This is a genomic window from Gordonia sp. BP-119 (assembly GCF_016924115.1).
In the GTDB taxonomy this organism is placed as follows: Bacteria; Actinomycetota; Actinomycetes; order Mycobacteriales; family Mycobacteriaceae; genus Gordonia; species Gordonia hongkongensis.
Genome location: NZ_JAFFZF010000045.1, coordinates 26,969 through 37,810, shown reverse-complemented (window position 1 = coordinate 37,810; position 10,842 = coordinate 26,969). Strand labels below are relative to the sequence as shown.

10 protein-coding genes are annotated in these 10,842 nt (G+C 67.4%); 7 read left to right on the top strand and 3 right to left on the bottom strand.

Annotation, left to right across the window (positions count from 1 at the left end; genetic code table 11):
* Positions 1–371: 371 nt before the first annotated feature.
* The 3 genes from JW364_RS20500 to JW364_RS20490 all read right to left on the bottom strand — a co-directional run bounded on the left by JW364_RS20500 (position 372) and on the right by JW364_RS20490 (position 4,396).
* Positions 372–1,904, bottom strand: a complete 1,533-nt coding sequence (locus JW364_RS20500; protein ID WP_205334173.1) for a long-chain-fatty-acid--CoA ligase — start codon at positions 1,902–1,904, stop codon at positions 372–374.
* Positions 1,901–3,025 (bottom strand): acyl-CoA dehydrogenase family protein, encoded by a 1,125-nt coding sequence (locus tag JW364_RS20495; RefSeq protein ID WP_205334172.1) that lies wholly within the window; start codon positions 3,023–3,025, stop codon positions 1,901–1,903. The genes JW364_RS20500 and JW364_RS20495 overlap by 4 nt, the downstream gene beginning before the upstream one ends.
* A gap of 168 nt (positions 3,026–3,193) precedes the next feature.
* Complete coding sequence (locus JW364_RS20490) at positions 3,194–4,396, bottom strand: acyl-CoA dehydrogenase family protein (RefSeq protein ID WP_058253575.1); 1,203 nt, start codon at positions 4,394–4,396, stop codon at positions 3,194–3,196.
* Positions 4,397–4,543: 147 nt separating this feature from the next.
* Here JW364_RS20490 and JW364_RS20485 point away from each other — a divergent pair, with 147 nt between their 5' ends.
* The 7 genes from JW364_RS20485 (at position 4,544) to JW364_RS20455 (ending at position 10,841) form a co-directional block, all read left to right on the top strand.
* A complete protein-coding gene (locus JW364_RS20485) occupies positions 4,544–4,738 on the top strand; it encodes a ferredoxin (RefSeq protein ID WP_065629750.1) in 195 nt (64 codons plus the stop codon).
* An 82-nt stretch (positions 4,739–4,820) separates the two neighbouring features.
* Positions 4,821–5,711 (top strand): 3-oxoacyl-ACP reductase, encoded by an 891-nt coding sequence (locus tag JW364_RS20480; RefSeq protein ID WP_205334171.1) that lies wholly within the window; start codon positions 4,821–4,823, stop codon positions 5,709–5,711.
* Between the two features lie 63 nt (positions 5,712–5,774).
* A complete protein-coding gene (locus JW364_RS20475) occupies positions 5,775–6,539 on the top strand; it encodes an ABC transporter permease (RefSeq protein ID WP_065629749.1) in 765 nt (254 codons plus the stop codon).
* A gap of 3 nt (positions 6,540–6,542) precedes the next feature.
* Positions 6,543–7,394 carry an ABC transporter permease gene (locus tag JW364_RS20470; protein ID WP_137810434.1) on the top strand — a complete coding sequence of 284 codons (852 nt, stop codon included), beginning with the start codon at positions 6,543–6,545 and terminating at the stop codon, positions 7,392–7,394.
* Positions 7,395–7,451: 57 nt separating this feature from the next.
* Positions 7,452–8,573: an MCE family protein gene (locus JW364_RS20465; protein WP_065629792.1), complete on the top strand. Its 1,122-nt coding sequence runs from the start codon at positions 7,452–7,454 to the stop codon at positions 8,571–8,573.
* Positions 8,566–9,624 carry an MCE family protein gene (locus JW364_RS20460; RefSeq protein WP_065629748.1) on the top strand — a complete coding sequence of 353 codons (1,059 nt, stop codon included), beginning with the start codon at positions 8,566–8,568 and terminating at the stop codon, positions 9,622–9,624. The genes JW364_RS20465 and JW364_RS20460 overlap by 8 nt, the downstream gene beginning before the upstream one ends.
* A complete protein-coding gene (locus JW364_RS20455; RefSeq protein WP_065629747.1) occupies positions 9,621–10,841 on the top strand; it encodes an MCE family protein in 1,221 nt (406 codons plus the stop codon). Before JW364_RS20460 ends, JW364_RS20455 begins: the two co-directional genes overlap by 4 nt.
* The last annotated feature ends 1 nt before the right edge of the window (position 10,842 follow it).

Genomic DNA, 10,842 nt, shown 5'->3' with positions numbered 1-10,842 from the left:
CTTGCGCTCCGCGGACCTCAGGGAGCAGGGGTGCTGTCGCCTTGCGCTCCGCGGACCTCAGGGAGCAGGGGTGCTGTCGCCTTGCGCTCCGCGGACCTCAGGGAGCAGGGGTGCTGTCGCCTTGCGCTCCGCGGACCTCAGGGAGCAGGGGTGCTGTCGCCTTGCGCCCCGCAGACCTCAGGGAGCAGGGGTGCTGTCGCCTTGCGCTCCGCAGACCTCAGGGAGCAGAAGGGCTGTCGCTTCGTTCCTCGCACCTCAGGTAGCAGGGGTGGGTCGCCTTCGCTCGTCAGCTCAGGGAACTGTGCAGGAGCAGGTCTGTTGGTTCTCTCGGATCAGAGCACTGCACGGCCAGGGGAACGGCGGCGGCCGGCCTACGTCGGGGCGCGGTAGACCCGACCGTCCCGAACCCACGTCGGTGGGGTGGCATCGGAGGCCAGGAGCCGCTTGACGGTCTTGAAGGTCGCGGTCTCGGGGAGTTCGTCGACGAGCCGCACCCGGTGCGGCCACTGTTTCGGGCCGAGATCTTCTTGCGCGGAGAGGAACTGGCTCAAGTCGTCGGCCGTGAGCACGTCGGCGACGAGGACCGCCTCGATCTCGTCACCGATGTCGACCGGCACGCCGTGCACGGCGACCTGCCGTATCGCCGGGTGGCGCAGCAGGATTCGCTCGATGGGTCCGGTGCCGATGTTCTCGCCGTCGACGCGCAACCAGTCGCCGAGACGTCCGGCGAAGTGCAGGTAACCGGCGTCGTCGACCCAGGCGAGGTCGCCGGTGTGGTAGATCCCGCCGCGCATGCGGTCCGCGGTGGCGTCGGGATCGTTGTGGTAGCCGGCGAAAAGGCCGGGCCCTGAGAGGTTCATGATCTCACCGACCACGCCAGCCGGAACGGGCTCGGCGGTGTCGACGTCGACGACCGCGGTCGGTTCGCGCAGTGGGCCCAGGGCATCATCGGGTGTGTCAGGGGTGCGCGTGATGGCCACGCCGCCCTCGGTGGATCCGAATCCGTCGACGACGCGGCAGCCGAAGCGTTCGGAGAACCGGAGGCGGTCGCGGGCGGATGCCTCGTTGCCGTACATGATCCGCAGCGGACTCGCGGCGTCGTCGGGGCGCGGATCGGTCGCGAGGATGTAGTGCATCGGTTTGCCTACGTAGTTGGCATATGTCACGCCGTACCGGTGGACGTCCTCGACGAACCCACGCGCGGAGAAGCTGCGCCGCAACGCGATCGACGCCCCGCCCGCCACCGCGACGCACCACCCGGCGATCATCGCGTTCGAATGGAACATCGGCATCGAGAGATACGCGACATCGTCCGGCCCGATATCGAAGCGCTCGGCCAGCATCGGACCGCTGGTCGCGAAGGTCCGGTGCGTACATCGCACGGCCTTCGGGTCGCCGGTCGTCCCCGACGTGAAGATCAGCATCAGCAGGTCGTCCGGCGCCGCGTCGGCAAGGGGTGCCGGCTTACCCGCGATCACCGCGGCCGCCCATTCGGGCGAATCGACATCGACAACGCGGGTTCCGCCCAGGTCGAGGCCGTCCAGCAGATGCCGGGTGTCCTCGCCGCACAGCACCATCTGGCATTCGGCACGGGCGATGTCGGCGGCGAGCGCGTCGCCACGCCGGGTGGTGGTCAGGCCCACCAGCACGAATCCGTGACGTGCCGCCGCGGCGAAGAGCGCGCTGAACACCGGCGTATTCGCCAGCAGCACGCCCACGTGACGCGGGCGGTCATCCGACAACCGGCCGCGCAACACCCCGGCCAGCAACGCCGCATCGGCGAGATGATCGGTCCAGGAGCGAAATCCGTCTTCGAACCAGACCCCGCGGTCGTCGATCTCGATCAGCGGAGCGAGCAGATCGGCGACCGTCGAGGCGTGCGTCGCCGCGACCGGTCGGTTCACGCCGGCGTGGCGGCCAGTTCGGCTCCGATGGCCCGCACCGAGGCGGTCGCGGAACCGAATGCGAACTCGTTGTGCTTGGCGCGCAGGAAGTAACGATGGACCGGGTGACTGGTGTCGAGGCCGACACCACCGTGCACATGTACGGCCGTGTGCGCCACCCGGTGCCCGGCCTCGGCGGCCCAGAACTTGGCGGTGGCGACCGCATTCTGCAGTTCCGGGGTGTGGCCGGTCGAATGGTCGAGCAACCAGGCCGCCTGCGTCGTCGTGAGTGCCAGCCCCTGGGCATCGATGTACCCGTCGGCGAGACGTTGGGCGACCGCCTGGAACGACCCGATGGCGCGGCCGAATTGCTCGCGATCGCGGGCGTACTCGGCGGTGAGCTCGAGGCCGCGTTCGACGACGCCGGTCTGTTCGGCGCAGCAGGCCAGGGTCGCACGCGCGATGAGCGTCGCGGCCGTGTCGGCACCGCCGTCGAGAACGGCGTCGTCGGACACCGGCGTGCCGTCGAATTCGACCTGCGCCGAAGGGATCAGCCCGGTGGCGGGGGTCGGGGTGACGACGACGCCCGGGGCATCGGCGGCCACGACCACCGCGACGACACCGTCGGGTCCGGACGCGGTGACCACGAACATGTCCGCGGCCTCGGCGTAGGGGACGTCGACCTTCACGCCGGTCAGGCCGCCGTCGGACGAGAAGGTGGTTGCGGGCGAGGTGAAGTCGGTGGCCAGGTCCTCCTCGACCGCGACCGTGAGCACCGAGTCGCCGGTGGCCCCGGACCCCAGGATCCGCTCCCGGAGTGCCGACGAGCCGTGCGTGGCGATCACCGGAAGGGCGGCGATCGCGTGCGGACCGAACGGTACGCGGGCCAGCACGCGGCCGAGTTCGGTGGCCACGAGCGCATTCTCGACGACCCCGAGGTCGCCGCCGGCATCCCCGGCGGTCTCGGAGGACAACTCGAGGCCCAGGAGTCCGGCGCCGCCGAGTTCGCGCCACAGGTCCGCGTCGAGCGCGGTACGAGCCGTCTCCAGTTCGGCGACCCGCTCGGGGGTGCTGATCGACGTCGCGATGTCGCGGGCCAGCCCGCGGACGTCGGCGCCGGACTCGGGAAGCGAGAAATCCATGGTGGGTCTCCAGGTTCGGGGTGCGGTTGGTGGTTTCGATACGCCGCGTGCTCGCTGCGCTCGCTCGGGGCTACTCAACCAGCGGGTGGGGCGGGTGCTCGCTGCGCTCGCTCGGGGCTACTCAACCAGCGGGGGCGTGCTCGCTGGCTGCTCAACCAGCGGTCGGGGCTATCTGCGCTGGTGCGGCAGGCCGAGGGCGAGCATCGCAATGATGTCGCGCTGGATCTCGTTGGTGCCGCCGCCGAACGTGAGGATCAGCGACGTGCGCTGGAACCGCTCCAGGCGACCGTTCAGGTGCGCGCCGGTGCTTCCGGTTCGCAGCGTCGCGGCCGGTCCGACGACCTCCATGAGAAGTCGGTAGGCCTCGGTGGCGAACTCCGTGCCGTAGACCTTCGTCGCGGAGGCGTCGGCCGGGCTCGGCGATCCGCCGGAACTCGCGACCGAGGCGATCTTCCAGTTGATCAGCTTGAGGAACTCGACCTTGGCGTGGACGCGGGCCAGGTTCTGCTGCACCCATGGGGCGTCGATCACCCGATGCCCGTCGCCGGTCTTGGTCTGCTGAGCCCACGCGATCGTCTCGCGCAGGGCGGTCTGGATCGGCGCCGCGCTGCAGAGCGCGACCCGCTCATGGTTGAGCTGGTTGGTGACCAGCGGCCACCCGCCGCCCTCCTCGCCGACGATCGACGACGTGGGGACCCGGACGTCCTGGTAGTACGTCGCGCTGGTGTCCACCCCCGACATGGTGTGCACCGGCGTGTAACTGAAGCCCTCGGCGGTGGTGGGCACGATGAGCATCGAGATGCCCTTGTGCTTCTTGCCGCCCGGTTCCAGCGTCGACGGATCGGTGCGACAGGCCAACCAGATGTAGTCGGCGTAGGCGACCAGACTGGTCCACATCTTCTGGCCGTTGATGACGTAGTCGTCGCCGTCGCGGACCGCGGTGGTCCGCAGTGCGGCGAGGTCGGTGCCGGCGCCCGGCTCGGAGTACCCGATGGAGAAGTGCAGTTTGCCCGCCGCGATCCGGGGCAGGAAGTACGCCTTCTGCTCGTCCGACCCGTAGTTCATGATCGTCGGCGCCACCGAGTTGATGGTGAGGAACGGGACGGGAGCACCCGCGATCGCAGCCTCGTCGGTGAAGATCAGCTGGTCCATCATCGACCTGTTCTGGCCACCGAACTCGGTGGGCCAGCCCAGGGCGAGCCAGCCGTCGGCGCCCATCTGCGCGACGACGTCACGGTACGCGTCGCCCTCGCCGAGTTCACCGTCGCCGCCGGACAGAGCGGCACGACGTTCCTCGGTCATGAGGCCGGAGAAGTAGTCGCGGAGTTCCCTTCGGAGCTCGGCTTGTTGGTCGGTATAGGCGATGCGCATCGACACTCCAAGGGGTGGATCGGCTAGCGTCCGGTCCCGGCTTATGGTCAAGTTGACAGACGAAGTGCTCGTGCACTTCTGAAACACGTTCTAACCTGTTCTCACAGCCCAGTCAACAGGTGACTTATCGACGAGGAGACGGTTCCGATGCGTATCAAGGCAGATTTCGACCTCTGCGAGTCCAACGCCATCTGCGTGGGGATGGCTCCGGACTTCTTCGATCTGGATGACAACGACTACCTGGTGATTCTCCAAGAAGACATCCCCGCGGACCGTGTCGAGGAACTGCGTCAGGTCGCCGCCAACTGTCCGAAGTCGGCGCTGACCGTCGTCGAGGACTGACCCGAGCGAAAACGCCGATATGTTCCATCCATCCGCGAATCATGCTAGAACAGGTTCTAGTTTTAGCTCAGGAGGAAATCGGGTGGGTTACACGTTGGACGGTCGCGTCGCGGTCGTCACCGGTGCAGGTGCTGGTCTCGGTCGTGCGGAGGCCATCGGATTGGCGGCCGAGGGGGCCACGGTCGTCGTGAACGACCTCCCCGCGGCGCTTGATCAGAGCGACGTGATCGACACGATCACCGCCGCCGGCGGCCGCGCGGTCGCGGTGCCCGGCGACATCGGCGACTCGGCCACCGCCGCCGCCATCATGACGACGGCGACCGACCAGCTCGGCTCGCTCGACATCGTCCTGAACAACGCCGGCGTGGTGCGCGACAAGATGCTGTTCAACATGACCGACGACGAGTGGGACCTGGTGATCCGCGTACACCTGCGCGGACACTTCCTGCTCACCCGCAATGCGGCGGCGCACTGGCGCGCGGCCTCCAAGGAGGCGGGCGGCCCGGTGTTCGGCCGGATCATCAACACCGCCTCGGAGGCCGGGCTGCTGGGTCCCGAAGGGCAGGCCAACTACGGCGCCGCGAAGGCGGGTATCACCGCACTCACGCTGTCGGCCTCGCGTGCCCTCAAGCGATACGGCGTGCGCGCCAACGCGATCTGCCCGCGGGCGCGGACCGCGATGACCGCCGCCGTCTTCGGCGACGCACCCACCGACGGAGTGGACCCTCTCGATCCCGAGCATGTCGTGCGGCTGGTCACCTACCTCGCCGGCTCCGACTCCGACGCCGTCACCGGTCAGGTGTTCGTCGTCTACGGTCCCAAGGTCACCCTGATGGCCGCGCCGACCGTCGACGAGGTCTTCGTCGCCGAGGGTGATGCGTGGTCCGCCGAGGACCTCGCGAAGACCCTGACGGGACACTTCGCCGACCGCGATCCGGGACGCACATTCTCGGCAAGCGCTCTGGTCAACTGACCAATTCAGCTCGATTGTGCGTGATAGGTTTCGCGATGGTGCGAGGGTGAAGGGGGTTGGGCGATGCTGAGCAAACTGGCCACACCCCTCAGTGGAATCGGTGATTTCGTGGCGCTCGGCGTCGAGTCGGCGCGCGAGCTGTTCCACCGTCCGTTCCAGTGGCGGGAGACCGTCGAACAGTCCTGGGCGATCGCCCGCGTGTCGATGGTGCCCACCCTCCTGGTCGCCATCCCGTTCACGGTTCTCGTCAGCTTCACCCTGAACATCCTGTTGCGCGAGATCGGCGCGCAGGACCTGTCCGGCGCGGGTGCCGCTCTCGGCACCGTCACCCAGATCGGCCCGATCGTCACCGTGCTGATCGTCGCCGGTGCCGGCGCCACCGCGATCTGCGCCGACCTCGGCGCCCGGACCATCCGCGAAGAGATCGACGCGATGAAGGTGCTCGGCATCAACCCGATCCACCGGCTGGTGGTCCCGCGCATCGTGGCCTCCACCGGGGTCGCCTTGCTGCTGAACAGCCTCGTCTGCACGATCGGCATCGGCGGCGGATTCATCTTCTCCGTCTACCTCCAGGATGTGAATCCCGGTGCGTTCGTTGCCAACCTGACCCTGCTCACCGGGTTCGGCGAGCTGATGATCTCGATGGTCAAGGCCGCTCTGTTCGGTCTGTTCGCCGGGATGGTCGGCTGCTACCAGGGACTCAACGTCAAAGGCGGCGCGAAGGGCGTCGGCGATGCCGTCAACGAGACCGTCGTGTACTCGTTCATGGCGTTGTTCGTCGTCAACGTCGTGGTGACGGCGGTCGGTCTCAAGGCAACGGCGGGCTGAGCGATGGTACTTCCGTTCACCACCCGGTTCCGGACCGCGCGCGTCGCGGCCAAGAGAGCCGGCGAGGACTGGGATCAGATCGGCGACCAGGCGCTGTTCTACTGGGACAGCGTCGTGTCGATCCCGCGTGCGATCAAGCACTACAAGAAGGAGACGCTGCGGCTCATCGCCGAGATCTCCATGGGCACCGGCGCGCTGGCGATGATCGGCGGCACCGTCGTGGTCGTCGGGTTCCTGACCCTCTTCACCGGCGGCACCATCGCCGTCCAGGGTTACAGCTCGCTGGCCAACATCGGCGTCGAGGCCCTCACCGGCTTCTTCTCGGCGTTCATCAATGTGCGCATCGCCGTCCCGGTGATCTCCGGTATCGCCCTCGCCGCGACCATCGGTGCGGGCGCGACGGCGCAGCTCGGTGCCATGCGCGTCTCGGAGGAGATCGACGCGCTCGAGACGATGGCGATCTCGTCCATCCCGTACCTGGTGTCCACGCGCATCATCGCCGGGCTGATCGCGATCATCCCGCTCTACGCGCTGGCGTCACTGGCGTCGTTCCTCGCGAGCCGCTCGGCGACGGTGTTCCTCTACGGACAGTCGCCCGGCGTGTACGACCACTACTTCGACACGTTCCTCATCCCGTCGGACATCCTGTGGTCGTTCGTGCAGGCGATCTGTATGGCGGTCGCCGTCATGCTCATCCACACGTACTACGGCTACAACGCCTCGGGCGGGCCGGTCGGCGTCGGTGTCGCTGTCGGGAACGCGGTCCGCGCATCGCTCGTTGTTGTGGTCGTGATCACACTTCTGACCTCCCTCGCCATCTATGGCGCCGACGGCAAGTTCAACCTGGCGGGCTGAGCGATGAGCAGGAGACAAGAGCGTTCACGGGCGACCCGCCGGACGGCGGCGGTGGTCATGGTCGCGGTGCTGCTGGCCCTGATCATCGGGGCCAGCGCGTCGTTCCTCGGTGCTTTCCAGGGAACCCAGCAGGTCACCCTCGTGGCTCCCCGGGCCGGCCTGGTGATGAACCCCGACGCCAAGGTCAAGCTGCGCGGCGTCGAGGTGGGGCGCGTCGCGGAGATCACCGAGCGCGGGGGCGACGCGATCCTCACCCTCGACATCGCCGACGGTGATATGGCGAAGATCCCCGCCAATGTGGCCGCCGACATCAAGTCGAACACCATCTTCGGCGCCAAGGCCGTCAACTTCGTGGTGCCCGGCGAGCCGGAGGGCACCCTGACCGCGGGTGCCGAGATCCCCGCCGACCGCGTCGTCGTCGAACTGAACACCGTGTACCAGCAGCTCGTCTCGGTGCTCGCACAGCTGCAGCCGGAGAAGCTCAACGCGACGCTCGGTGCGATCGACACCGCGCTGCAGGGGCAGGGTGAGGAGATCGGCGTCGCCCTCGAGCAGCTGACCGCACTGCTCGGCAAGACCAATCCCCATCTGCCCGCGCTGAACCGGCTGTTCCGGGAAGGTGCGACCGTCACCAACGTGTACGCGGACTCGATGCCGGATCTGCTGCGCACCGTCGACAACTTCACCGTCGTCGGGAACACGTTGGTGGACAACACGTCCAACCTCGACGCCCTGCTCATCAATGCCACCGGGATGGCGAACACCATCAACGGGGTCATCGCGCCGTCGAAGAACACGCTCATCGGTGCGCTGTCCGACCTCGATCCCATTGCCGCGCTGCTCGGTTACAACGCGCCCGGGATCAAGTGCTTCCTGACCGCGAGTGCGGTCGCGTCGGAGGTCGCGGCACCGTTCCTCGGTGAGCGCAACGGCATGCTGATGCTCGACGCGAGCATCCTCCCCGGCAAGGATCCGTATCAATATCCGTACGACCTGCCCCGTGTCGGGGTAGAGGGCCCGCCGACGTGCCAGGGCGGGCTGGGTGATCCGGCGACCAAGGTGCACGCGCCGTTCTACGTCGGAAACAATGCGCCGCAGCCCTATCAACCCAGAACCAAGCCGAAGGCGAACTCACAGAAGCTGTTCCAGATCCTGTTCGGAGAGCCCCCCCGTGGATAATCGCGCCCGCGCGTTCCGCGCGACCCTGATCAAGCTGGGCGCCTTCACGGTGGTGATGGTCCTGGTGTTCGTGGCGCTGGTGGTCGTCTTCAGCCGATACCGCTCCGGGGCGTCGAACGAGTACAGCGCCGTCTTCACGAGCGCCTCGGCGATGCAGTCGGGCAGCAAGGTCAAGATCGCCGGCGTCGAGGTCGGGTCCGTCGGTGGCGTCGAACTGAACCGTGACAACGACGCCGTCATCACCTTCAGCGTCGACCAGCAGTATCCGCTACCGGAATCGGTCCGCGCGCTGATCCGATACGAGAACCTCACCGGCGACCGGTATCTCGAGCTGCAGCAGGGGACCGGCGACACCTCCACCTTCCTCGCCGACGGCGCCCAGATCCCGGTCGCCCAGACCGAGCCCGCGCTCGATCTCGACAAGCTCGTCGGTGGCTTCAAACCGCTGTTCCGGACTCTGGACGCCGACGAGGCCAATGCGCTGACCAGCTCGCTGATCGCGGTGTTCCAGGGACAGGGCGGCGCGTTGAACACGCTGCTGGAGAACACCTCGTCGTTCACCAACACGCTCGCCGACCGCGACGAACTGATCGGCGACGTCATCGACAACCTCAACACGACCCTCGCCACGCTCGACGGCGACCGCGAGGGCCTAGACACCAGCGTCGACCTCCTGCAACAACTGGTGACCGGGCTCGCCGAGCAGAAGGGCACCATCGGCAACGCGCTGACCCAGACCTCCCGTGTCACCAACGGTCTCGCCGACCTGCTGGGGACGACCCGCCCGACCCTGCAGTCGATGGTGACCAACACCGGTCGGGTCTCGGAGGAGCTGCTGGCCGCGGAACCCTTTGTCCGCAACCTGATCTCACGACTCCCCGAGGACTACAAGACGTTGTCGAACCTGGGCTCCTACGGCGCGTGGCTTCAACTCTACTTCTGCCGCATCCGGCTGATGCTGCCGGCGCCCGGTGGCCAGACGATCCTGTACACGTCGAACAACGTGATGGGCAATACCACGACGGCCGGCGGAAGGTGTGACGGCTCATGAGTCTTCCGTTCGGGGGCCTGTTCTCGAGCCGCAGATCCGAATCCGACGAGGCCGACGTCGCCCGCGAGGTGAAGCGCGGGCAGCGCAGCCGCGCCCAGGTCGGCGTCATCGGCATCGTCGTGATCGGTCTGGTGGTGATCACCGCCATGCAGATGGACAAGTTGCCCTATCTCTCGCCGATCAGCACCTACAGTGCCTATTTCGACGACGCCGGCGGACTCGCCAAGGGCGACATCGTGTCCGTGTCCGGGGTCCAGGTGGGCACGGTCGAGTCGATCGAACTGGCCGGTACCGACGCCGGGACCAAGGTCAAGGTCGGGTTCCGCATGGACGACACCGTCGAGATGGGGTCGGACTCCCAGGCCGCGATCCGGACCGAGACCGTCCTGGGCCGACGCAATCTCACGGTCATCCCGCACGGAGGCGACCGGATCAAGCCCGGTGGCTCGATCCCGGTCGGCAACACGATCTCGCCGTATTCGCTGCAGGACGCACTCGAAGGAGCGACCGACACCGTCGCCGACACCGACACCGACCAGCTCAACGAGGCGCTCAACACGCTGACGATCACGTTCTCCGAGACACCGGATCAGGTCCAGGGGGCGGTCAACGGTGTTGCGCGGCTGTCGAAAGCGGTCGCCGACCGCGACAAGGAACTGCGGGCGCTGCTCGCCAAGGCCAACCAGGTGAGCAAGATCGTCGGCGACCGCAACGAACAGATCAACCGGTTGCTCATCGACGCCAACGCGCTCGTCGGGGAGATCGAGATGCGGCGCTACGCGCTCAACCAGCTGATCAAGGGGATCGGTGACGTCACCGCTCAGCTGCGGGGCTTCATCGCCGAGAACAACGCGCAGCTGACGCCCGTGCTGCAGAAGTTCGACCGCGTCGCGACGATCCTCACCGACAACGAGAAAGAGCTGAAGGAGACGATCGACCGTCTCGGACCGTTCGCGAACACCCTCGGCGAAGCAGTGGCGTCGGGCCCGAACTTCGATTCCCTCGTCGGCGTGAACACCTTCGGCGACTACACCGCGGTGTTCCTCAACGCCCTGCGCGGTCGGTACCCGCAGCTGTGGCAGTCGCTGATGTACACGGGCAACCCGCTGCTTCCACAGGGCTGGAGCCTGGGACCTCCAGCGGGTAGCGATACGCCGCGCGGACCACTGCCCAGCCCGACCTATCCCACGCCCGCGCCGACCACGAGGGGGAGGTGAC

Coding starts and splice junctions, on each gene's coding strand:
- JW364_RS20475 (WP_065629749.1), top strand. CDS start 5,775: ATGCTGAGCAAACTGGCCACACCCCTCAGTGGAATCGGTGATTTCGTG.
- JW364_RS20455 (WP_065629747.1), top strand. CDS start 9,621: ATGAGTCTTCCGTTCGGGGGCCTGTTCTCGAGCCGCAGATCCGAATCC.
- JW364_RS20465 (WP_065629792.1), top strand. CDS start 7,452: ATGGTCGCGGTGCTGCTGGCCCTGATCATCGGGGCCAGCGCGTCGTTC.
- JW364_RS20485 (WP_065629750.1), top strand. CDS start 4,544: ATGCGTATCAAGGCAGATTTCGACCTCTGCGAGTCCAACGCCATCTGC.
- JW364_RS20470 (WP_137810434.1), top strand. CDS start 6,543: ATGGTACTTCCGTTCACCACCCGGTTCCGGACCGCGCGCGTCGCGGCC.
- JW364_RS20495 (WP_205334172.1), bottom strand. CDS start 3,025: ATGGATTTCTCGCTTCCCGAGTCCGGCGCCGACGTCCGCGGGCTGGCC.
- JW364_RS20490 (WP_058253575.1), bottom strand. CDS start 4,396: ATGCGCATCGCCTATACCGACCAACAAGCCGAGCTCCGAAGGGAACTC.